The sequence below is a fragment of the Nocardia colli genome, from assembly GCF_008704205.1.
Classification (GTDB): Bacteria; Actinomycetota; Actinomycetes; order Mycobacteriales; family Mycobacteriaceae; genus Nocardia; species Nocardia colli.
On the sequence record NZ_VXLC01000010.1, the window covers coordinates 277,281 to 299,613 of the forward strand.

General features: G+C 68.4%; 19 protein-coding genes. 11 read left to right on the top strand and 8 right to left on the bottom strand.

The window, feature by feature from the left end:
* Positions 1-67: 67 nt before the first annotated feature.
* Entirely contained in the window at positions 68-1,216 is a 1,149-nt protein-coding gene (locus F3087_RS22270) for a citrate synthase 2 (protein ID WP_150403948.1), read from the bottom strand.
* Between the two features lie 83 nt (positions 1,217-1,299).
* Between F3087_RS22270 and pdxH the strand changes: the two genes are divergently transcribed.
* The 4 genes from pdxH to F3087_RS22290 all read left to right on the top strand — a co-directional run bounded on the left by pdxH (position 1,300) and on the right by F3087_RS22290 (position 5,247).
* Positions 1,300-2,028 (top strand): pyridoxamine 5'-phosphate oxidase, encoded by a 729-nt coding sequence (pdxH, locus tag F3087_RS22275; protein ID WP_150403949.1) that lies wholly within the window; start codon positions 1,300-1,302, stop codon positions 2,026-2,028.
* 31 nt (positions 2,029-2,059) lie between these two features.
* Entirely contained in the window at positions 2,060-3,343 is a 1,284-nt protein-coding gene (locus F3087_RS22280) for an MFS transporter (protein ID WP_375915132.1), read from the top strand.
* Positions 3,344-3,531: 188 nt separating this feature from the next.
* Positions 3,532-4,842, top strand: coding sequence for a citrate synthase (locus F3087_RS22285; RefSeq protein ID WP_150403951.1), 1,311 nt, complete (start codon positions 3,532-3,534; stop codon positions 4,840-4,842).
* A gap of 45 nt (positions 4,843-4,887) precedes the next feature.
* Complete coding sequence (locus F3087_RS22290; RefSeq protein ID WP_150403952.1) at positions 4,888-5,247, top strand: FKBP-type peptidyl-prolyl cis-trans isomerase; 360 nt, start codon at positions 4,888-4,890, stop codon at positions 5,245-5,247.
* A gap of 59 nt (positions 5,248-5,306) precedes the next feature.
* Here the strand turns inward: F3087_RS22290 and F3087_RS22295 are convergent, their stop codons facing one another.
* The 5 genes from F3087_RS22295 to F3087_RS22315 form a co-directional block, all read right to left on the bottom strand.
* Positions 5,307-6,476, bottom strand: a complete 1,170-nt coding sequence (locus F3087_RS22295) for a YhgE/Pip domain-containing protein (RefSeq protein ID WP_150403953.1) — start codon at positions 6,474-6,476, stop codon at positions 5,307-5,309.
* A 256-nt stretch (positions 6,477-6,732) separates the two neighbouring features.
* A complete protein-coding gene (locus tag F3087_RS22300; protein WP_150403954.1) occupies positions 6,733-8,106 on the bottom strand; it encodes a sensor histidine kinase in 1,374 nt (457 codons plus the stop codon).
* Entirely contained in the window at positions 8,103-8,813 is a 711-nt protein-coding gene (locus F3087_RS22305) for a response regulator transcription factor (RefSeq protein ID WP_150403955.1), read from the bottom strand. Before F3087_RS22305 ends, F3087_RS22300 begins: the two co-directional genes overlap by 4 nt.
* 49 nt (positions 8,814-8,862) lie before the next feature.
* The gene (locus tag F3087_RS22310) at positions 8,863-9,249 is read right to left on the bottom strand and encodes a hemophore-related protein (protein ID WP_150403956.1); all 387 of its coding nucleotides are present in this window, start codon (positions 9,247-9,249) and stop codon (positions 8,863-8,865) included.
* 235 nt (positions 9,250-9,484) lie between these two features.
* Complete coding sequence (locus tag F3087_RS22315; RefSeq protein WP_150403957.1) at positions 9,485-11,482, bottom strand: AMP-binding protein; 1,998 nt, start codon at positions 11,480-11,482, stop codon at positions 9,485-9,487.
* A 316-nt stretch (positions 11,483-11,798) separates the two neighbouring features.
* On the opposite strand from F3087_RS22315, the gene F3087_RS22320 reads away from it, so the two are divergent.
* The 5 genes from F3087_RS22320 (at position 11,799) to F3087_RS22340 (ending at position 18,503) form a co-directional block, all read left to right on the top strand.
* The gene (locus F3087_RS22320) at positions 11,799-15,611 is read left to right on the top strand and encodes a HAMP domain-containing sensor histidine kinase (RefSeq protein WP_191094089.1); all 3,813 of its coding nucleotides are present in this window, start codon (positions 11,799-11,801) and stop codon (positions 15,609-15,611) included.
* A complete protein-coding gene (locus tag F3087_RS22325) occupies positions 15,608-16,021 on the top strand; it encodes a roadblock/LC7 domain-containing protein (protein WP_011207200.1) in 414 nt (137 codons plus the stop codon). The genes F3087_RS22320 and F3087_RS22325 overlap by 4 nt, the downstream gene beginning before the upstream one ends.
* A 7-nt stretch (positions 16,022-16,028) precedes the next feature.
* Positions 16,029-16,403 (top strand): DUF742 domain-containing protein, encoded by a 375-nt coding sequence (locus F3087_RS22330; RefSeq protein ID WP_040731099.1) that lies wholly within the window; start codon positions 16,029-16,031, stop codon positions 16,401-16,403.
* 88 nt (positions 16,404-16,491) lie between these two features.
* Positions 16,492-16,986 carry a GTP-binding protein gene (locus F3087_RS22335; RefSeq protein ID WP_228541077.1) on the top strand — a complete coding sequence of 165 codons (495 nt, stop codon included), beginning with the start codon at positions 16,492-16,494 and terminating at the stop codon, positions 16,984-16,986.
* A gap of 11 nt (positions 16,987-16,997) precedes the next feature.
* Positions 16,998-18,503 carry an acetyl-coenzyme A carboxylase carboxyl transferase subunits beta/alpha gene (locus tag F3087_RS22340; RefSeq protein ID WP_150403958.1) on the top strand — a complete coding sequence of 502 codons (1,506 nt, stop codon included), beginning with the start codon at positions 16,998-17,000 and terminating at the stop codon, positions 18,501-18,503.
* Here the strand turns inward: F3087_RS22340 and F3087_RS22345 are convergent.
* Positions 18,500-19,459 (bottom strand): hypothetical protein, encoded by a 960-nt coding sequence (locus F3087_RS22345; RefSeq protein WP_150403959.1) that lies wholly within the window; start codon positions 19,457-19,459, stop codon positions 18,500-18,502. The genes F3087_RS22340 and F3087_RS22345 overlap by 4 nt on opposite strands.
* An 81-nt stretch (positions 19,460-19,540) precedes the next feature.
* Between F3087_RS22345 and F3087_RS22350 the strand changes: the two genes are divergently transcribed.
* Entirely contained in the window at positions 19,541-20,152 is a 612-nt protein-coding gene (locus F3087_RS22350; RefSeq protein ID WP_150403960.1) for a TetR/AcrR family transcriptional regulator, read from the top strand.
* Between the two features lie 145 nt (positions 20,153-20,297).
* Positions 20,298-21,152, top strand: coding sequence for an aldo/keto reductase (locus F3087_RS22355; RefSeq protein ID WP_150403961.1), 855 nt, complete (start codon positions 20,298-20,300; stop codon positions 21,150-21,152).
* Here the strand turns inward: F3087_RS22355 and F3087_RS22360 are convergent.
* The gene (locus tag F3087_RS22360; protein WP_150403962.1) at positions 21,149-22,252 is read right to left on the bottom strand and encodes an NAD(P)-binding domain-containing protein; all 1,104 of its coding nucleotides are present in this window, start codon (positions 22,250-22,252) and stop codon (positions 21,149-21,151) included. The genes F3087_RS22355 and F3087_RS22360 overlap by 4 nt on opposite strands.
* Between the last annotated feature and the right edge of the window lie 81 nt (positions 22,253-22,333).

A 22,333-nucleotide genomic window follows, 5' to 3' on the forward strand; every position in this document is an offset into this window, starting at 1 on the left:
CTACGCGAGCCGAACGTCCAAGTGGTGCAGGACATTCGGCTCGCGGTCATACCGTCTATCTATCGCGCTAGGCGTGCGAGATCGCCGCCCAGCCCGCGACCTCTTCCGGGCCGCGCGGGGCGGGTCCGGTGTAGATGGCCGCCGGGCGCACGAGCTTGCCCAGCTGCTTCTGCTCGAGGATGTGCGCACACCAGCCTGCGGTGCGGCCGCAGGTGAACATGGCGGGCATCATGTGCGCGGGCACCTCGGCGAAGTCGAGGATCACCGCGGCCCAGAACTCCACGTTGGTCTCGATCGCCCGGTCCGGGCGACGCTCGCGCAGCTCGGCCAGCGCGGCCTGCTCCAGCGCGGCGGCCACCTCGTAGCGCGGGGCGGCCAGCCGCTTGGCGGTGGCGCGCAGCACGCGGGCGCGCGGGTCCTCGGCCCGGTAGACCCGGTGGCCGAAGCCCATCAGCTTTTCCTTGCGATCCAGGATGCCCTTGACCAGCGCCCGGGCGTCGCCGGTCTGCTCGACCTCTTCGATCATCGGCAGCACGCGGGCGGGCGCGCCGCCGTGCAGCGGGCCGGACATCGCGCCGATCGCGCCGGACAGCGAGGCCGCGACGTCGGCGCCGGTGGAGGCGATCACGCGCGCGGTAAAGGTGGAGGCGTTCATGCCGTGTTCGGCGGCGGAGACCCAGTAGGCGTCGATGGCCTCGGTGTGCTTCGGGTCCGGGTCACCCTTCCAGCGGGTCATGAACCGCTCGGTGACCGTGGTGCACTCGTCGATCTTTTTCTGCGGCACCGCGGGCTGGTAGATGCCGCGCGCGGACTGCGCGACGTAGGACAGCGCCATCACCGAGGCGCGGGCCAGGTTGTCGCGGGCGGTCTCGTCGTCGATGTCCAGCAGCGGCTGGTAACCCCAGATCGGGGCGAGCATGGCCAGACCGGCCTGCACGTCGACGCGGACATCGCCGGTGTGCACCGGCAGCGGGAACGGTTCGGCGGGCGGCAGCCCCCGGCCGAACTCGCCGTCGACCAGCAGCGCCCAGACGTCACCGAAGGTCACCTGGCCCTCGACCAGGTTCTCGATATCGACGCCGCGGTAGCGCAGCGCGCCGCCGTCCTTGTCCGGCTCGGCGATATCGGTGGTGAAGGCCACCACACCCTCCAGGCCGCTGACGAAATCGCTGGGTACGGCGGTCTGGCCGGTAGGCACCGCGGGGCTGGTAGTCATGTTGTGACTTCTCCTTGCAATTTCGAGCACATGCCGATCACCAACACCTTAGATCCTTGCTACCCCGGAGTAACGTCTGGCCCATGCGTGACCTGGACAATTCACCCGGCGGCCAGGAGACGGCCGATTTCCCGCCGAGCACCGATCTCGCGGGCATGCGCGCCGAGTACGGGGGCACCCCGTTCGGCAGCGGCGAAGACGTCGATCTGGACGAAACCTGGTTGGCCGGCGGCTGGGAGCCGTTGTTACGCCACTGGATCGAGCAGGCGACCGCGGTTGGCGTCGCCGAGCCGAACGCCATGGTGCTGGCCACCGTTTCGATGACCGACGGCACGCCCCGCCCGGTCGCCCGGACGGTGCTGTGTAAAGGCCTCTCGCCCGAAGGTGTGACTTTTTACACCAACTACGACTCGGCCAAGGGCAACCAGCTCGCGGCGGTCCCGTTCGCCGCGGCCACCTTCGTCTGGCCTGCGCTCGGCAGGCAGGTGCATGTGCGCGGCGCGATCGAGCGGGTCGGCGCCGAGACCACCGGGGTCTATTGGCGTTCCCGCCCGCGCGATTCGCAGCTGGGCGCCTGGGCGTCGCGGCAGTCCAGGCCGATCGGGTCGCGCGCGGAGTTGGACCGCACCATGGCCGAGACCATCGCCCGCTTCGAGGACGTCGACGAGATTCCGGTGCCGCCGCACTGGGGCGGGTTCCTGCTCCGTCCGGACGAGGTGGAGTTCTGGCAGGGCCGACGGGGCAGGCTGCACAACCGGATTCGAGTGCTGATCGCGGACGGGGCGATGAAAGTCGAGCGACTACAACCCTGACTTACTTCCCGCACTCGCTATGCTGCCGCCGGTGAGACTGCTGGCCGACACGACACCGCTGCGAAATCCCGACTATCGGCGCCTGTGGACCTCGGGTGTCGTCACCATCATCGGTGCGCAGCTGTCCATCGTCGCGGTGCCCCAGCAGATCTTCCAGATCACCGGCAGCTCCGGATATGTCGGCCTGGCCGGGCTTTTCGGCCTGGTGCCGCTGATCGTGTTCGGGCTGTGGGGCGGCGCGCTCGCCGACGTGATGGACCGGCGCAAGCTGATGCTCATCACCAATGTCGGCACCGGCCTCACCGCGGTGGCGTTCTGGGCGCAGGCCGCGTCCGGCATCGACAACGTGTGGGTGGTGCTCGGCCTGTTCGCGGTGCAGCAGGCCTTCTTCGCGGTGAACCAGCCGACGCGCAGCGCGACCATCCCGCGCTTGCTGCCGGAAGACCAACTGGCCGCGGCCAATTCGCTGAGCATGACGGTGATGCAGTTCGGCGCCATCGCCGGGCCGGTGCTTGCGGGCGCGCTGATCCCGGTGGTCGGGCTGTCCACCCTCTATCTGATCGACTCGATCGCGCTGCTCGCCACCGTCTGGGCGGTGTGGCGGCTGCCCGCGCTGCCGCCGACCGGGACCGCGCGCAAGGCCGGATTCCGCACGGTGCTGGACGGTTTCGCGTATCTGGCGACGCAGCGGATCCTGCTCGCGTCGTTCGCGGTGGACGTGATCGCCATGGTGTTCGGCATGCCGCGCGCGCTCTTCCCGCAGATCGCGCACGAGACGTTCGGCGATCCGACCACCGGCGGCGTCGCGCTCGGCCTGCTGTTCGCGTCCATGTCGGCGGGCGCGGTGCTCGGCGGCGTGTTCTCCGGCTGGATTCCGCGAATCCGCCGCCAGGGCCTGGCCGTGCTGATCTGCATCGCGCTGTGGGGCGTGGCGATGATCGGCTTCGGGGTTGCCGTCGGATTCACCGGACACGGGCTCGGTCTGGGCCTGGGACTGTGGCTCGCGCTGCTCTGCTCGGCCTTCGGCGGCGCGGTGGACATGGTCTCGGCGGCGCTGCGGGTGACCATGTTGCAGCAGGTCGCGACCGATGAGATGCGCGGCAGGCTGCAAGGCGTGTTCATCGTGGTCGTCGCAGGTGGGCCGCGAATCGGTGATGTTGCCCACGGTTTTGCGGCGGCCAGTCTGGGTACCGCTGTGGCCGCGGCCGGTGGCGGTGGGCTGGTGGTGATCGGCGTGGTGATCGCCGCCGTGGCATTCCCGGCATTCCTCCGATACCGAGTAGGCCGCGCACATGCGGAAATAGTGGCACCATGAGCCCTGCGAATACCTGGCAACCGCTGTTCGGCGAGCTACAACCACCGCACGTGGCCTAGAGATGAATGTGCGGTCGCGCAGGACTACCCTCCTGGTTGTCCGCGTCGGTGAACGTCTAGCGTTGAGACAAGTGCATCGTGCGCCGACCGCGACGGTGCCTACGGTTCTAGCCTGAGAGGGATCCTTCCGTGCCCGCTGAGAACATCATCAACGTCGACGAAGACGCCAAGCCGGTGCTTACCTACCCCGGCGGGGAGTTCCCGATGACGGTCGCCAAGGCCGCTGAGGGCAACGACGGAATCGAGCTGGGAAAGCTCCTGGCCAGCACGGGTTACGTCACCTACGACCCGGGCTTCATGAACACCGCCCCGACCAAGTCGGCGATCACCTACATCGACGGTGAGGCGGGCATCCTGCGCTACCGCGGTTACCCGATCGACCAGCTGGCCGGCACCTCGACCTTCATCGAGGTCAGCTACCTGCTGATCTACGGCGAGCTGCCCTCGCAGGCCCAGCTGGACGACTTCACCGACCGGATCCGCAGGCACACGCTGCTGCACGAGGACCTGAAGCGGTTCTTCGACGGCTTCCCGCGCAACGCGCACCCGATGCCGGTGCTGTCCTCCGCGGTGAACGCCCTCTCGGCGTACTACCAGGACTCGCTGGACCCGCGCGACCCCGAACAGGTCGAGCTGTCCACCATCCGACTACTCGCCAAGCTGCCGACGATCGCGGCCTACTCGTACAAGAAGTCGGTCGGCCAGCCGTTCCTCTACCCGGACAACTCGCTGAGCCTGGTGGAGAACTTCCTGCGGATGACCTTCGGGTTCCCGGCCGAGCCGTACGAGGTCGACCCCGAGGTCGCCGCCGCGCTGGACATGCTGCTGATCCTGCACGCCGACCACGAGCAGAACTGCTCCACCTCGACGGTCCGCCTGGTCGGCTCCTCCGACGCCAACCTGTTCACCTCGGTATCCGGCGGCATCAACGCCCTGTGGGGCCCGCTGCACGGCGGCGCGAACCAGGCCGTGCTGGAGATGCTGGACGGGATCAAGTCCGACGGCGGCGACGTCAAGGAATTCATCCGCAAGGTCAAGAACAAGGAAGACGGCGTGAAGCTCATGGGCTTCGGGCACCGCGTCTACCGCAACTACGACCCGCGCGCCGCGATCGCCAAGAAGCACGCCGATGCGATCCTGCAGAAGCTGGGCAACGACGAGTTGTTCGACATCGCCCAGTCGCTGGAAGAGGCCGCGCTGACCGACGAGTACTTCGTCGAGCGTCGCCTGTACCCGAACGTCGACTTCTACACCGGCGTCATCTACAAGGCCATGGGCTTCCCGACCCGCATGTTCACCGTGCTGTTCGCCATGGGCCGGCTGCCGGGCTGGATCGCGCACTGGCGCGAAATGCACAGCGAGCCACTGAAGATCGGCCGCCCGCGGCAGATCTACACCGGCTACGGTGCGCGTGACTACCGCGAGATCACCAATCGTTAGCTCCACCGTTTCACCCACCATCACCTATCGAAGGGGATAAGCCGAATGACCAAGCCGGAGATCGAATTCCAGGGCGGCCCCGCGCCTGCCGAGCTGGTGATCAAGGACATCATCGAGGGCGAAGGCAAGGAAGCCGTGCCCGGCGGCAACGTCGAGGTGCACTATGTCGGCGTGGAATTCGACACCGGCGAGGAATTCGACTCCTCGTGGAACCGCGGCGAATCTATCAACTTCCCGCTGCGCGGCCTGATCCAGGGCTGGCAGGACGGCATACCCGGCATGAAGGTCGGCGGCCGCCGCCAGCTCACCATCCCACCGGCCCTGGCCTACGGCCCGGCCGGTGCCGGACACGCCCTCGCGGGCAAGACGCTGGTCTTCGTCATCGACCTGATCGACGCGAACTAGTCCGAAAACGCTGACCGCGGCCCGGGTTCCCCTTCGGTGGGGCCCGGGCCGCGGCGCGTTCACTGGTGCACGATCTCGACCGGATCGGTGAGTGCGAGGGCGAGCGCGGACTGCTGGGCGGTGCTGCGCTGGGGGAGGGCCTGGACGGCCTTGTCCGTCTGCGTGCTCAGGTTGCCGACGATGGTCTGCAACTGGGTGACGCCGCCGGTGAGCTGGCTGATGGCGCTGACCAATTGGGCGCCGCCCTCGTCGGCCAGCCGGGGCAGGTCCTCGGCCAGTTTTGCGCCCTCGTTCAATTGCGCACTGGCACTGGTCATCCGGTCGACCACGGTGTGCAGCAGGGTGCCGAGGTCGGTACTGGGGTCGACCGCGCCGCCGACCAGCGCGCCGAGGCCGGTGAGCTGGGACCCGGCCTGTCCTGAAATGCCTTGCAGCGCTTCGAGCTTCTTGATGATGTCGGCCAGCGCCGGATCGCCGGCGAACGGCAGCGCGCGCAGCGGCGGCAGGATCTGGTCGAGCCCGGTGCTCACCGTGTTCGCCGTCTGCTCCACCTGTGCGATCGTGATGCCGGTCGAATCCAGCGCGACGGCAAGCTGATTCGCCTGCTTGGCCGCCCCGTCGACGGTGGAGTTCAGCAGCGCGATCGCCGAAGTCAGTTGGGCGGAACCCTCTTTCGCGAAATTCAGGAACCCGAGCAGCTGATCGGCGCCCGAGCTGAACTGCTCGGCGCCCGAAGCCGCCGCGTTCACCCCCGCTTTCAGCAACTGGGCGGTGAACTGCGCCTGCGTCATCTGGCTGCGCGCCTGCCCGACCGCGGACAGCGCCGCGTCGACACCCGCCGCGCCGACCCGGTGGGTGACCTCGGTGACCGCGCCGTTCACCAGGCCGGTGTCCGCGCCCTTGTGCGTGGCCACGGTGACCTTCGCGCGACGAGGTTCGGTGCCGGCCAGGGAGCCCATGGATTCGGTGAGGTCGGCAGGCAGGGTGATCACCGCGGCGTAGTCGTCGGTGTTCGCCTCGCCCGGCTCGGCCGCGGTCCACTCGTACCCGCCCGCGTCCTGCAACGCTTTGACGACTCGTGCGCCCGTCGGCCCGGCGTCGGCATTGACCAGGGCGATGCGGGTGGGGCTGTCGTCGGATCGGCTGCACGCGGTGATTCCGGCGCCGAGCGCGCCCGCACTGACGAGAGCAACGACGAGCAGGGCCAAGCGGGCACTCTTTCCGGTCACCCCGCCGACCCTAGAACCCGCACATGGCCTCAGCGTTGGCGTTTCTATGAGAGTTCGCTAAGGCCCCGCGCAAGTCTTCGCTTGTCGCGCACAAATTCGCCGACGATTTCACACGCGGCCCACGAAAACCAGCGCGGCGCTCAAAACCCCGCGCGACGAGTCCTGCGCGGGGTCTGGTGTCCCGCGCACGGATTCGCCAGCTGTTTCGTGCGCGGGGCGAGAAGCTGTGCGCGGCAGGACTGGATGTGCGCGGCGATCAGGGGGCGGTTGGCGCGGGGAGCTCCAGCACCAGGCGGATACCGCCCATTGTGCCGTCGTCGAAATAGGCTCGCCCGCCGTGCAATTGGGCCTGCTGGGCGACCAGCGCGAGACCCAGCCCCGACCCGCCCTTGCTGGCCTGACTGCCACGGAAGAACCGATCGAACACGGCCTGCCGCTCGTCCGCCGGGATGCCGCGACCGTTGTCGTCCACGCTGATCACGATGTGCCCGTTCGGCGCTCGATGCGCGGAGACCAGCGCCTCGGTGGCGCGACCGTGTTTGACCGAGTTGGCCAGCGCGTTGTCCACCGCGAGGCGCAAACCCGCGGGCAGGCCCAGCGTGACCAGCTCGGTGTCGCTGTCGATGCGCACCTTCAACCCGGGGAAGTGCCGCATGGCGTCGTGCGCGGCCTGGTCGCACAGGTCGCCGACATCGGTGGCGACGTGGTCGCGTTCGTTGGTGAGATCGCCGGTCGCGAGCCGTTCCAGGGCCGCGAGGGTGGTTTCGACTCGGCCCTGGCTGCGTTGCAGATCGGCGAGGATCTCCGCGCGCTGCGCCTCGTCCAGGTCGAGGGTGCGTAAGACCTCCAGATCGGTGCGCATGGCGGTGAGCGGAGTGCGCAGCTCGTGCGCGGACACCGCGGCGAAATCGCGCGCGGTTTCCAGCGCGGCCGCGGTTTCCGACTGGGCCTGGTCCACCCGCTGCAACATCGTATTCACCGCGTCGGCAAGCTTTTCCGCTTCGCGCACGCCTGAGCCGTCCACCGGCGTCTGCGGGTTCTGCGGATCGGGCAGACCGCTGCGCGCGTCGACCTGACGGGTGAGCCGCACGATCGGACGCACCGCACGCCCCGCCAGCAGCCAGCCCAGCGCCGCGGAGGCCGCGATGGCGAACAGGGCCCCGCCGAGCACCCAGCGTCGCTGCTCGGCGGTCGCGGCGGCCGCCGACGCGGTCGGGATGCCCATCGACACCACCCGGCCCGCGGGCTGATTCTCGGTCGTCGACAGGATCCGGTACGGCGTGCCGCCGACCGGCACCGTCCGCGAACCCGGTGCCAGATCGGGCAATTGGGTCGGCGTGCTCGCGATGACGTCGCCGTTCACCCGGACGGTGACGGCGATGTCGTTGTTCAACCCGGGCACGAAGCCGATAACGCGCACCACGACGACCGGTTCGATCAATACCAAGCGCGCGGCGATCGCCAGCTGCTGATCGGATTGCCGCATGTTGTTGCGCTCGATCGCGTGAATACTGATCACGCTGATCACCGCGACGACGATGACCGCACCCGCGGCCGCCGCGCCTGCGACCCGGGTGCGCAGCGAAAAGGCCCGGCGCCACAGCGATTTCGGCGCGGCGACCTGCGTCATTTGGGCGCCCGCAGCACGAACCCGACCCCGCGGATCGTGTGCAGCAGCCGCGGCGCGCCATCCACCTCCAGCTTGCGCCGCAGGTACCCGACGAATACGTCGACCACATTGGTGTCGGCCGCGAAGTCGTAGCCCCACACCAGTTCCAGCAGCCGCTCGCGGCTCAGCACCACGCCGACATTGCGCGCCAGCGTGGACAGCAGCTCGAATTCCCGCTTGGTCAGCTCGATTTCGGCGCCGTTCAGCAGCGCGCGATAGCCCGCGACATCGACTTCCAGCGGCCCGACGGTGATCGCGCCCGGCGTGGCCGGCGGCTGAGTATCGGTGCGCCTGCGCAGCAACGCCTTGATCCGCGCGACGAGTTCGGCCAGCACGAACGGCTTGACCAGATAGTCGTCGGCCCCCGATTCCAGTCCGGAGATCCGATCGTCCACCGAGGCCCGCGCGCTGAGCACACAGATCGGCACCTCGTTGCCCAGCGCGCGCAACGCGGTCACCACGCCCGCGCCATCGAGCACCGGCATGTTCATATCGAGCACGATCGCGTCCGGCGCGTGCTCGTTCACGCTGCGCAGCGCCTGCGCGCCGTCCCTGGCCACCAGCACGTGGAACCCGGAAAGCCGCAGGCCGCGCTCGACCGACGCGAGCACGTCCTCGTCGTCATCGACGACGAGGACGGTCGGGGTCGTAGGTGTCACGTCTGTCATTGTGCCGTCACCGATCGGTGCAACCGCTCAGGTGGGCATGCGCGCCCGGTCAGTAGTTGTGGCAGGAGTCGGCGACGGCCTGGATGGTGCCGCGCAGCTGGGCGTAGCGCGGGTCGTTCTGGGCCTGCTGGACCGCGTCCGGGTTCTCGTTGATCGCCCGCTGCAATTCCGCGCGGCGCTGCTCGACCGGCTGATCGAACTTGCGCTGCAACTCGGCCTTCTGCGCAGGGTTCGCGTCGAGCATCTTGGCCAGCTGCGGGGCCTTGTCGTGCAGCGCGGCGTCGACCTGCGCGAACGAACAGTCCGAGTTCAGCAGCGGGCCGGCCAGCTCCATCGGGTCGGCGGAGGCGATCGCCGGGCCGAGGAACACGGCGACGGTGGCCAGCCCGCCCGCGGCGAGGGCGGCGACAGCGGGACGGCCAACGGAACGCTTCATGGTGTGACTCCAGTTCGTCGAGGGGTGGTTACCAGCGCCCTCGACGCTAGGCCGCCGCACTGGCACCTTGTTGAACGTTCCCTAAGGAATCTCTGAGCACCCACTTCGATCTGCGCGGTGCTCAACGGAAATATTCAGTAGGACAACTGATTTCATGAGCACATGGGTAACTCGCCGGGTACCGGCTAACTTGCCGCCGGGCGCCAACGGCACAGTCGCGGCACCCGAGTCTGGCCTAAATACTCGGAGAGGCGGGACGAGCCGCGTGGATCTGCTCTTCCAGTGCCTCGAGCACCGACGGATCCTCGATGGTGGACGGCACCTCGTACGGCTCGCCGGAGGTGATCTGCCGGATGGTCTTGCGCAGGATCTTGCCCGACCTGGTCTTCGGCAGCGCGGTGACGATGACCGCGTCGTGCAGCGTGGCGATCGCGCCGATCTGCGCGCGGACCCGTTCGATCAGCTCGTCACGCAGCTGCGCGGGATCGACCTCGACGCCCGACTTGAGCACCACATAGGCCAGCGGCCGATGGCCCTTGAGTTCATCGGGCAGCCCGATCACCGCGCACTCGGCGACCGCCGGGTGCCCGGCGATGGCCGCCTCGATGCTGCCCGCGGACAACCGGTGCCCGGCCATGTTGATCACATCGTCGCTGCGGCCGAGCACGTAGAGGTACCCGTCCTCGTCGAAGTAGCCGGAGTCGCCGGTGAGGTAGTGGCCGGGGTAGGCGGTCAGATACGAACGCTTGTAGCGCTCGTCGTCGTTCCACAGACCGGTCAGCGTGCCGGGCGGCAGCGGCAGCCCGATCACGATGTTGCCCTCGATATTCGGCGCCACCGGGTTGCCCTCGGAATCGAGCACCCGCAGCCGGTAGCCCGGCACCGGCACCGAGGCCGAGCCCGCCTTGATCGGAAGTTGTTGCAGCCCCAGCGGATTCGCGCAGATCGGCCAGCCGGTCTCGGTCTGCCACCAGTGGTCCACCACCGGGCAGTCGGTGCGATCGGCGAGCAGCACCTCGTCGGCCCAGGCGTAGGTCGCGGGATCTAGTCGCTCGCCCGCGCAGAACAGCGCGCGCAGCGAGGAGAGGTCGTGGCCGTGCGCCAGTTCGGCTTCCGGGTCGGCCTTGCGGATGGCGCGCAGCGCGGTCGGCGCGGTGAACAGCACGCGAACTTTGTGCTCGGCCACCACCCGCCAGTAGGCGCCCGCGTCCGGCGTGCCGATCGGCTTGCCCTCGTAGAGCAGCGTGGTCGCGCCGACCAGCAGCGGCGCGTAGACGATGTAGGAGTGCCCGACCACCCAGCCGACATCGGAGGCGGTCCACATCACCTGTCCCGGGCCGATGTCGTAGATGTTGCGCATGGACCAGGCGAGGGCAACCGCGTGTCCGCCGTTGTCCCGAACCACCCCTTTGGGTTTCCCGGTGGTGCCCGAGGTGTAGAGGATGTAGAGCGGATCGGTCGCGGCGACCGCGACCGGCTCGGCCGGTGGCGCATCTCGGACAGCGTCGTCCCAATCGAGCCACTGGGCGGCGACGGTCTGTGCGGAGCTCGGCAGGGATTCGGTCGCGGCCTGCGGCGCGGAGAAGTGGATCGTCGGGAACTGCGGCCGCTGCTTCACGATCACCGTGCGCGGCGCCGTGGTCGCGGCGAGATCCAAGGCTTGCAACACAATCGGCGGATATTCGAGCTGTTTGCCCGGTTCCAGGCCGCCGGATGCTGTGATGATCAACACCGGTTCCGCGTCGTCGATGCGCGCGGCGAGCTCCGGCGCGGCGAAGCCGCCGAACACCACCGAGTGCACCGCGCCGATGCGCGCGCAGGCCAGCATCGCGATCACGGCTTCCGGGATCATCGGCAGGTAGATGATGACGCGATCGCCCGCGACCACCCCGAGCCGGCTCATCGCGCCGGCGAACTCAGTAACCTTTTCCAGCAGCTCCGCATAGGTGAAAACGCCTCTGGCGCCGGTCATAGCGGAGTCGTATATTAAGGCGGGCTGATCCGCTAGGCCCCCCTCCGCCGCGCTGCCACCGTGCACATGCCGGTCGAGGGCATTGAAGGAGGTGTTGAGGCGAGCATCGGTGAACCACCTGGCCACCGGGCGAGCAGCCGGGTCGATGATCTGGGTCGGTGGCACCACCCAATCGATGGCTTCAGCCGCCCCGGCCCAGAACTCGGCGGGGTCGACCAAGCTGGTCTGATAGACCGGTCGGTACTCGTGCCGCACGTTCAAACCCGTGACTCCCTAGCCTCGCCTCGATGCCCGCCTCGATAGATCTGGTTGATTGTGGCAGACTTCACGCGACGCCCGGGTGGGTGTTGTGACCTTTGGTTTTGCCTGGAACGGCCAGGTCAAGGGTCGCATGCTTACTCGGAGTCACCCAAGAAGTTATTGATCCGTTAGAATCTGATGTCACTTATTTGGGCCGTCGTAGACGCAATTTCTCGGCCAGCCGCAGTTCTCGGCCAGCTCCGCCTGTCGAGCCAGTATGCGTGTGGAGGTTCGCTGATGGCGCGTGGTTGGGGCCAGTTTGGAAAGTGAGTGGGAGATGCGTGAGGCCGCTAGGTCCGGCAGAAGGCGCTGGGCGCTCGGCAACTGGGACCTGCGCTGGAAGGTGACGGCAGTTCTCGCCGTCCCGCTGGCCGTCGCGGTAGGCCTTGGCGTGTCCAGGATTTCATCGGAGTTCACCAACTCGGGTCGGCTCGCCGACGTCGCGGAGAACGTCCAGGCCATTCCGGCCGTCACGGCGCTGAGCGCGCAGACGGCGACGACTGTCGGTTCGCAGATGATCGCGGTCGCGCCGAACGTCTCGGTGGTGACCGACCAGAACCTCGCCGATCTCGACAAGGCGATTGCCAACGCGGAGAAGGCCGCCGACAAGCTCAGTGGTGTGTCCGGCGCGCGTTCGGCGTTGGACAGCATGCTCAATCAGGCAAAAGCCGTTCGGCAGCAAGGCAAGAACGTCAGCACCGGGCCGAGCTCGGATGCCATCGGCCTGATCGACCGGGTGCGTAATGACAGCGTGCGGATCGTCGAGACGACGGTCGGCCAGGTCAGCGACACCGCGGTCGACACGGCCAAGCTGCGCCTCGTCGACTCGCTCAACACGCGTGCGACGCTGGTCGGCGAGGTCGCCGCGTTCCCAGAAGTGTTGAAGGACCCGAAGGTCGGCACGCCGGGCTTCCTCACCGCGGCCAACACCGAGCGCTCGCTGCTCGGCGTGCTGTCGCATCGGTTCGCCGACGGGGACACCTCGATCGCCGATCTGCGCGCGGGCATCGACACTCGCGTGACGTTGCTGAACAGCCCGCAGTCGCAGGCCGGTCAGATTCCGGTCGGCGATCTGAAGAAGTCGCTCACCGACAGTCTCGCGGTCTACGAGCTCGTGGTGAGCCGGGCGACCAAGGACATCGACAGCGCGATGAACTCGCTGGTGTCCACCGCGCAACGGGACGCGTGGACCTACACCGCGGTCGTCGTCGCCACCATCCTCGCGGCGTTGCTGCTCGCGGTGTTCGTGGCGCGCTCGATGATCGTGCCGCTGCACCGGCTTCGCCTGGCCGCCTTGCGGGTTGCCGAGAGCGACCTGCCGCACGAGGTGGCCCAGCTCCGCACCGGCGCGTCGCCGGAAGAGGTGCCGCTGGAACCGATGCCGGTGCGCAGCACCGAGGAGATCGGCCAGCTGGCCCGCGCGGTGGACGACATCCACGGCCAGGCGCTGCGCCTCGCGAGCGACCAGGCGCAGATGCGTTCACAGGTCAACGACATGTTCGAGACGCTGGCCCGCCGCTCCAAGTCCCTGGTCGACCATCAGCTCAGCCTGATCGAGGCGATGGAGTACGACGAGAAGGACCCGCGGCTGCTGGAGAACCTGTTCCGGCTCGACCATCTCGCCGCTCGTATGCGGCGTAACGGTGACAACCTGCTCATCCTCGCCGGCACCCGGCAGCGGCGCGCGAAGTCGGCCCCGGTCGAGATCGCCGACGTGCTGCGGGCCGCGATCTCCGAGGTCGAGGACTACGAGCGCGTGAAACTGGGTGCCACGCCGCGTGGTTCGCTGGTCGAGCCCGCCGCCTCGGACATGGCGCACCTGTTCGCCGAGCTGCTGGACAACGCGCTGCGTGCCTCCCCGCCGGAGACCGACGTGAAGTTCACCTTCGCGCAGGCGCACGACCAGGGCATGCTCATCGAGGTGGCCGACCGCGGCATCGGTATGCCGCCGTCCGAAATGGCCGATATCAACCGGCGTCTGGAACAGACCGCCGAGCCCGGCCCCGACACCGCCCGGCACATGGGTCTTTTCGTGGTCGGCCGGCTGGCCGAGCGGCACGGGCTCACCGTGCGGCTGCGCCCGACCTTCGACACCGCGCGCGATCCGGGCGTCACGGTGACCGTGCACGTTCCCGGCGGGCTCATCGTCGCGGGCAAGCCGATCACCGCGCAGCCGGTCACCCCGTCGCCGCAGGCGGGCGAGCGGCCGCGGCCGGCCGCTCCGTCGTCGATGCAGATGCGGGCGATCACCCGGACCCCGGGCGGCAACGTCATGGTGACCGTCGATCCCGGCGTCAGCGGACCGCTGCCGATCACCAAGGCCAACCCCAGCGGGCCGATTCCGGCCGGCGGTGGGCTGCCGCAGCGGCAGCCGGGTAACTCGATGGCGTCCGGGCTGCAATCGAACGCACAGCAGCCGGGTGCGACGCTGCGCCCCGCACCGGGTGGTCCGCCGTCCGGTGGGCCGCAGCGCGGCAAGCTCGCCGCCGCGAACCTACCCAAGCGCAATCTCGCCCCCGGCGGTCCGCCGCCGCGGCAGCCGGGTGGTCCGGGCGAGCCGACCGTGACGGGTCTGCCGCCGCGGGACGCGAATTCGGGCGAGCTGCCCAAGCGTCAGCCGGGCAGCAACGGCGTACCGCAGCCGAGCATCAGTGGTCTCGCGCAGCCGCCCAGCGGCCTGCCGCAGCGTCAGCGTGGCGAGAACGGGCTCCCGCAACGGGATTCCACGCCGGGCGTGCTGCCGCAGCGGGACCCGAGCGCGGGCGGACTGCCGCAGCGCGACAGCGCCCCGGGTGGTCTGCCGCAACGGCAGACCGGGCCGAGCGGCTTACCGCAGCGGGAGGGCCTGCCGCAACGCGACCCGAATGCCGGTGGTTTGCCACAGCGTGAGCCTGCGTCCGGTGACCTGCCGCAGCGCGAGTCCGCGTCCGGCGGTCTGCCGCAACGGGATCCGAGCGCGGGTGGCTTGCCGCAGCGTGAGCCGACCGCGGGCGGCTTGCCGCAGCGCGAGCCGACCGCAGGTGGCCTGCCGCGTCGTCAGCGTGGCGAGAACGGTATGCCGCAGCGTGAGTCCGCGTCCGGTGGCTTGCCGCAACGGGATCCGAGCATCGGTGGTCTGCCGCAGCGTGAGTCCGCGTCCGGTGTTCTGCCGCAACGGGATCCGACCGCGAGTGGTCTGCCGCAACGTGATTCGAGTCTGCCGCAGCGCGATCCGAGTTCCGGTGGTCTGCCGCAGCGTGAGTCCGCGTCCGGTGGCTTGCCGCAACGGGATCCGAGCATCGGTGGTCTGCCGCAGCGTGACCCGAGTGCGGGCGGTTTGCCGCAGCGCGATTCGAGTCTGCCGCAGCGCGATCCGAGTTCCGGTGGTCTGCCGCAGCGTGACCCGAGTGCGGGCGGTCTGCCGCAGCGCGATCCGAGCACCGGTGGCCAGCGGCACGCGGCGGCCAGCCTGCCGCAGCGGGAGACGACACCGACCGGCCTGCCGCAGCGGCAGCCGGGCACCCAGGTGCCGCCGAACCTGCCCCAGCGCGAGCCGGGTGACGGTCTGCCGCAGCGGGATTCCTCGCCGGGCCTTGGTCTGTCCCAGCGCGGCCGGGGTACGCTGCCCGGCGTCGACGAGCAGCCGAAGGATGCGGAGGCCGCAGGCGGCGATCCAGGCAGGCACAGTTACCGCGCCAACCCGACCAGGACGGCGTCGTTCTTCCAGACCAGGCTTCAGCCCGCGGTCGAGACCGGCGATTCCGTCATGGGCGGGACACCGATTTTCGCGGAAATGATGTCGGCGTGGCTGTCAGACCCGAATATGGACAGGTCCACCGTGGCCGCCTCCTTCGAATCACCCGGTGATGAAGGATGGCAGGCGGCTCGGGCGGCCAGCGAGGCACAATCCGAAACAAGGACGGCGGCCGGGTTGCCGCAACGCAATCCGGGCGGAAGGCTGGTCCCGGGCGCCGTCAACGGTGCGGTGGAACGAGCACCGAGCCGTGATCCAGAAACGATCAGGTCCAGCCTGAGTCGCCATCAGCAGGGCGTCCGGGACGGCCGCGCGATGAGAGCAATGAACTTAACCGGAGATAAAGGAGACCGATGAACCCCGATCTAGGTGGTACGAATCGTCAGCTGGATTGGCTGGTTTCGAACTTCGCCAACGAGGTTCCTGGCGTAGCCCATGCCGTCCTGGTCTCGGCTGACGGCCTACTCATGGCCGCGAGCGCTCAGCTGCCCGTCGACCGTGCCGAGCAGCTCTCGGCCGTTACCGCCGGACTGGCCAGCCTCTCGGTCGGCGTCTCGAACCTGTTCGAGGGCGGCACCGTGCTGCAATCCGTCGTCGAGATGGAGCACGGCTACCTGCTACTCATGGCGGTCGGCGACGGCTCGTACCTTGCCGTGCTGACCAACACGTCGTGCGACATCGGTCAGGTCGGCTACGAGATGGCGTTGTTGGTCGAGCGGGTTGGCCAGACAGTTCAGGCCACGCCACGCGTCACGATGGGTTCCTGATGGTGGGATGGACATAGAAGATCACCGCTTGGGGAGCGCCGAGCCCAGTCTCGTCCGCCCATACTCGTTGACCGCAGGCCGAACGAGGCCCGCGGTCGAGTTGGCGTTGGAGGCGCTCGTCGCATCGCATCCGGTCGCCCTGGAGCGGCAGTTCGAACTGACCAACATCGAGACGTCAATCGTGGAGTTGTGCAGAGAATCGCCGTCCGTCGCTGAGGTAGCAGCCCGACTTGGTATCCCCATCGGGGTGGCTCGCGTGCTGGTTGCCGACCTGATCGAGGCCGGGCATGTACGCGTTTCGGCGACTTTGAAAGACGATTCCAGCGACGATGAACGTCGCGAGCTGATCGAAAGGGTTCTCAGTGGACTCCGGCGTATTTGATTCGACGGCGCAGGTCGACACCCGTACCAGCAAGCCAACGTCGGCGAAGATCGTGGTCGCGGGTGGCTTCGGTGTCGGTAAGACCACGATGGTCGGTGCTGTCTCGGAGATCGTTCCGCTGCGCACCGAGGCATTGGTGACCAATGCCAGTACCGGAATCGACAATTTGACGGGCATCCCGATGAAGTCGACCACCACCGTGGCGATGGACTTCGGCCGGATCAGCCTCGCCGACGATCTGGTGCTGTACCTCTTCGGTACGCCGGGCCAGTACCGATTCTGGTTCATGTGGGACGACCTGATCCGCGGCGCCATCGGCGCCGTGGTCCTGGTCGACACCCGCAGGCTCGAGGACAGCTTCGCGGCCGTCGACTACTTCGAAGCGCGCGGCCTACCGTTCCTGGTGGCGCTCAACGAATTCGACGACGCGCCGCGGTACCCGATCGAGGACATCCGGCAGGCCCTCGCGGTCCCGGCGGACGTGCCGATCCTGTCCATCGACGCCCGGCGTCGCGAGCCGGCCAAGCAGGCCTTGGTCGCGCTCACCGAGTACGCCCTGCGCAAGGTGATGCAGGGCTACTGAGTGCTCGCGCGGTGAGGATTTCGGCGCGCGAACTACTCGGGCAACTGCTCGACACCGACTCGTATGTCAGCTGGGACCGGCCACCGATCGCGGTGGCCGCGACCACGCGATACCGCGAGGCGTTGCAGAAGGCTGCGGTCGCGGCGGGCACCGATGAGTCGGTGCTCACCGGCGAGGGACTGCTGCGTGGCCGCCGGGTCGCCGTAATCGCCTGTGAGTTCGGCTTTTTGGCGGGTTCGATCGGGGTCGCCGCGGCGGAACGAATCGTGTCCGCGGTCGAGCGGGCCACCGAACTCGGGCTGCCCCTGGTCGCTTCGCCGACCTCCGGCGGCACCCGCATGCAAGAGGGCACCGTCGCGTTCGTGCAGATGGTGAAGATCGCCGGTGCGGTCGCCGCGCACAAGGCCGCGGGGCATCCCTATCTGGTCTACTTGCGCAATCCCACCATGGGCGGCGTCTTCGCCTCGTGGGGTTCGTTGGGGCACATGACTTTTGCCGAACCCGGCGCGTTGATCGGGTTTCTCGGGCCGCGTGTCTATCAGGCGCTGTACGGTCAGCCGTTCCCCGAAGGTGTGCAGACGGCCGAAAACCTTTACCGCCGTGGAGTTATCGACGGTGCCATCACCGTGTCCATCTTCCGGCGTATCGCGCATCGTGCGCTGAGCGTCCTCAGTGGGATTCCGGATTCGCCTGCGAGCGAACATGTTCCGCGCCCGGACCGGAAGCTGCCCGACGCGGTCTCGGCGTGGGAGTCCGTTGTGATCTCGCGCCGCTCGGACCGGCCCGGTATTCGAGACCTGTTACGCCATGTGACACAACGGGTTCCGCTGAGCGGAACCGGACAGGGCGAAGCGGATCGGACCGTCGTGCACGCACTGGCGCGCTTCCGCGGCCAGCCGTGCGTGGTGTTCGGGCACGACCGATCCGGGCAGCAAGGCGGGTACTCCATGGGGCCCGCCGCATTACGGGAAGCGCGCCGCAGCATGGCGCTTGCCGAAGAGTTGCGGTTGCCGCTCGTGCTGGTGATCGACACCTCCGGCGCCGCCCTGTCGAGGGAGGCCGAGGAGCGCGGATTGGCACCCGAGATCGCCCGCTGCATCGCGGATTTGGTGACATTGGCCACTCCGACTGTCTCGGTGCTGCTCGGTCAGGGCACCGGCGGCGGCGCGCTGGCCCTGCTCCCCGCCGACCGCGTCCTGGCCGCCACCCACGGCTGGCTGGCCCCGCTGCCGCCGGAGGGCGCGAGCGCCATCGTCCACCGCGACACCGAGCACGCCGCGGAACTGGCCGAGTCCCAGCGCATCCGCGCCGCCGACCTGCTCGCCGACGGCGTGGTCGACCGCATCGTGCCCGAATACCCCGACGCCGCCGACGAATCGGTCGACTTCGCCCGCCGCATGGGCGCCGCCATCGCCGACGAACTCGCTCAGCTCCGGCAACGCCCCGCCGCCGAACTCTGTGCCCTGCGTCAACAGCGCTACCGCAGACTCGGCCTCCCGAAAGCGGCAGACGGCTAAGCGCCCGGCGCGCTGAGCTCCGCGATCAACTCCCGATACCGCGCGAACGCCGGCTTCGGCGTGTAATCCGAACGCAGCAAACCGAACTCGAAGTTCATATCGCCGTGCCCGGTGTCCGCGTCGCGCAACGCGAAATGCTCGTACGTGTCGATATTGAGCGTGGAGGCGAGCGCGTCGACGGTGCGAACCACACTGTCCAGCACCGCTTCCTGCCGCGCATACGACCGGCCCGGCCCGGTCGGCCAACCGGTCTCGGTGACGTGCATCGGCGTCGACTCCGGAATATCGGCCGCGGTCAGGCTCTGCTGCCGGAACCCGGTCAGCACCGCGGTGACCGCATCGACCAACTGTGCGGAAGCGATGGGCTGGAACACATCCGGGAAGAAGTCCAGGCCCACATAGTCGAGCGCGTCGACGAACTCCCGCCCGCCGCGCCGCCCGAGATCGGTCCAGAACTCCTGTGCGGGATCCAAGATCGGTGTCGAATTGCACCCGATCCGCACATCCAGGCCGAGCCGCCCGGCTTCCTCCTTCGCTGCGATCACCCCTTCGACGATCGCCTGCCGCACCGCCGGAAACCCGCCGTCCCCACCGGGACCCGCGTGATTGGCCTCCTCGGCGACCTGCAACGACGCGAGCCGCGACCCGAATCGCCGCAGCTGGGCGCGGAGGTAATCCAGCCAGCCCGACAGGTCCGCGCTGCGGTCGTGAAAGCACACCACCAGATCCAGCTTCCGGCTGTTCTGGGCGTATTGCGCCACGTCCGGCGGGGCCTCGCGCACGCCGCCGATGCTCTCGCCGTAGAGCAGATATCCCCGGGCCAGGAACGGATGTTCGCCGTGCAGCGCGTCGAGCGCCGCACCGATCTGTTCGGCCTGTTCCGGCGGCCCTGGCGTCAGATTGCCGTGTTCGTCGGCGCCGAGCCCGCCCGCGTAGATCCCGAATCGAAGAGCCATGGGCCGACCGTAGCATCGATATTTGGTGTCACACCAAAATTGGTGTCACGCTACAATTCGGGCGTACCGACGAGGAGGACCATGGCGCTGCGCGAGGAAAAGAAGCGGGCAACCCGGCTGGCCATCGCCGACGCCGCGATGGGTCTGTTCGGCGCGCACGGCTTCGACCGGGTCACCGTCGCCGAGGTGGCGGACGCCGCCCGGGTGTCGATCAACACCGTCTTCAACTACTTCCCGACCAAGGAGGATCTCTTCTTCGATCGGCAAGCCGAGGTGATCGACCGGCTCGCGGGCGCGGTACGGCAACGCGCCGCCGACGAGTCGCCCGCGGCGGCGGTGCACCGCCTGTTCCTCGACGAACTACGGCGCGACGAGCCGACTTTGGGCTTGTCCGCCGAAGCCACGACCTTCTGGCAACTGGTCGACGCCAGCCCGGCGCTACAGGCTCGGCTGCGCCTGCTCGGCGAACAGACCGAGGCCGCGCTCGCCGAGGCCATTACGGAGTCGATCGGCGCGGGCAAACGTGACGCAACACCACGGGTGCTGGCGGCCGCCCTCGCCGGCATCGATCGCGCGCTGCACGCGGAGATCCGGCATCGGTTGCAGTCGGGCGACGCCCCGGACGCGGTGCGCCGCGACATCCGCAAGGCCGCCGGCCTGTTCGAGACGATGGCCGGCCTCGGTGTTCAGTGACGCTTACCGAGTCGCGTAGCGCGCCTTATCGAGTCGCGACCGTCACTGTTGGCCGGCGAGAAACCGCAGGTCGGGCGGTAAACCGGGGCTCAACACGCCAAGGGGCAGCGTTGACGGCTCGCCGCCACACTTCTACCGTCGCAGGGTGACCTTCAGAAGCGAGACCTCCGCCATACCCTCGATCATCCTGAACGACGGCAACGTGATCCCGCAGCTGGGCTTCGGCGTTTTCCAGGTGCCCGACGACGAGGTGACCCCGGTCGTCACCGCGGCGCTGGAGGCCGGCTACCGCAGCATCGACACCGCGGCGATCTATGGCAACGAAGAAGGCACCGGTCGCGCAATCCGTGAGTTCGGCCTGCCGCGCGACGAGGTCTACGTCACCACCAAGCTGTGGAATGCCGATCAGGGCTTCGATTCGACCCTGCGCGCGTTCGACACGAGCATGAAGAAGCTCGGCCTGGATTACGTCGATCTGTACCTGATCCATTGGCCGGTGGCCCAGGCCGATCGCTACATCGACACGTTCCGCGCCTTCCAAGCACTGAAGTCACAGGGCCGGATCAAGTCGATCGGCGTCTCGAACTTCACCGTCGCCCACCTGGAGCGCCTCATCGGCGAGACCGGCGAAACCCCCGTGGTGAACCAGATCGAGCTACATCCGCGCCTGGCCCAGCGCGAACTGCGCGACTTCCACGCCGGCCACGCCATCGCCACCGAGGCCTGGGGCCCGCTCGGCCAGGGCACCCTCCTCGACGACCCCACCATCACCTCGATCGCCGCCGCCGTAGGCCGCACCCCCGCCCAGGTGATCATCCGCTGGCACCTCCAACTCGGCAACATAGTCATCCCGAAGTCCGTCACCCCCTCCCGAATCGCCGAAAACCTCGACGTCTTCGCCTTCGAACTCTCCCGAGACCAACTGGACGCCATCAACGCCCTCGACAACAACGGCCGAGTAGGCGCCCACCCCGACACAATGACCGCCGGCCTGGACTAACCCAACCCCAGATAGTCGGTCAGTTCCACGGCCGCTGCTCGGCCGGCGCGGTTGGCGCCGATGGTGCTGGCGGAGGGACCGTAGCCGATGAGGTGGATGCGGGGGTCGGTGGCTACCTGGGTGGCGAGGCGGCCGGTCATGGTGATGCCGCCGCCGGGGCCGCGTAGGCGCAGGGGTGCCAAATGGTCCAGGGCGCTGCGGAATCCGGTGGCCCAGAGGATGACCTGGGCGGGTTGGAAGGTGCCGTCGGGCCAGCGCACGCCGTCGGGTTCGATGTGGTCGAACATGGGCAGGCGGTGCAGTGCACCGCGTCGTTGGGCGGCCCGTAGTCGGTCGTCGAGTCGCAGTCCGGTCACCGAGACCACCGATCCGGGTGGCAGTCCGCGGCGTACTCGGTCCTCCACCTTGGCGACAGCCGCGCGCCCGTCTTCCGGGCCGAATGATGCGTCGCGGAAGATCGGTTCGGTACGGGTCACCCATGTGGTGGAGGTCACCTGGGAGATCTCGTCGAGCAATTGCACGGCCGAGATGCCGCCGCCGACCACCACCACGTGCTTGCCGGCGAACTCCGCCGCGGTGCGATAGTCGTGCGTGTGCAGCTGGCGTCCGGCGAAGGTCTCCGCGCCGCGATAGCGCGGGATGAACGGATGTTCCCAGGTCCCGGTCCCGTTGATCAGGCCGCGCACCCGGATCGTGCCCGCGGAGTCGGTCTCCGCGTTGAGGATCGGCCCGTGCTCGGCCGGGCTGCCGTCCTCGGTCCGATCGCACACCACCTTCACCGAGACCTGGCGGCGAACCCGCAGATCGAAGTGCTTCTCGTAGAGCTCGTAGTAGTGCGGCACCGCGGTCGCCGCGGGCGCGGATTCCGAACCGGGCGGCAAGGTCTCGGCGAACGACATGCCCGGGAGGTCGTGTACCCGATTGACCGTGGTCAGGGTGAGCGAGGGCCAGCGGAACTGCCAGGCCCCGCCCGGACCGGGTGCATGGTCCACGATGAGAAAGTCCTGTTCGGGGCGCAGCCCGAGGCGCTGAAGGTGATAGCCAGCTGACAGCCCGGCCTGACCAGCGCCGATCACCAGGAGGTCGAAGTCTGTCGGCACAGCCGCCGATCGTATCCGCTTCAGCGGTCTACGCCGTCGGCTGTGGCAAAGTGAATGTAACTAGACGGATCGTTCAGTTGG

Bases quoted from the DNA above. Each gene is read 5' to 3' on its own strand.
- F3087_RS22270 (WP_150403948.1), bottom strand. From the start codon at position 1,216: ATGACTACCAGCCCCGCGGTGCCTACCGGCCAGACCGCCGTACCCAGC.
- F3087_RS22300 (WP_150403954.1), bottom strand. From the start codon at position 8,106: ATGACGCAGGTCGCCGCGCCGAAATCGCTGTGGCGCCGGGCCTTTTCG.
- F3087_RS22345 (WP_150403959.1), bottom strand. From the start codon at position 19,459: ATGGCTCTTCGATTCGGGATCTACGCGGGCGGGCTCGGCGCCGACGAA.
- F3087_RS22350 (WP_150403960.1), top strand. From the start codon at position 19,541: ATGGCGCTGCGCGAGGAAAAGAAGCGGGCAACCCGGCTGGCCATCGCC.
- F3087_RS22330 (WP_040731099.1), top strand. From the start codon at position 16,029: ATGGACATAGAAGATCACCGCTTGGGGAGCGCCGAGCCCAGTCTCGTC.
- F3087_RS22305 (WP_150403955.1), bottom strand. From the start codon at position 8,813: ATGACAGACGTGACACCTACGACCCCGACCGTCCTCGTCGTCGATGAC.
- F3087_RS22290 (WP_150403952.1), top strand. From the start codon at position 4,888: ATGACCAAGCCGGAGATCGAATTCCAGGGCGGCCCCGCGCCTGCCGAG.
- F3087_RS22325 (WP_011207200.1), top strand. From the start codon at position 15,608: ATGAACCCCGATCTAGGTGGTACGAATCGTCAGCTGGATTGGCTGGTT.
- pdxH (WP_150403949.1), top strand. From the start codon at position 1,300: ATGCGTGACCTGGACAATTCACCCGGCGGCCAGGAGACGGCCGATTTC.
- F3087_RS22310 (WP_150403956.1), bottom strand. From the start codon at position 9,249: ATGAAGCGTTCCGTTGGCCGTCCCGCTGTCGCCGCCCTCGCCGCGGGC.
- F3087_RS22320 (WP_191094089.1), top strand. From the start codon at position 11,799: ATGCGTGAGGCCGCTAGGTCCGGCAGAAGGCGCTGGGCGCTCGGCAAC.
- F3087_RS22335 (WP_228541077.1), top strand. From the start codon at position 16,492: ATGGTCGGTGCTGTCTCGGAGATCGTTCCGCTGCGCACCGAGGCATTG.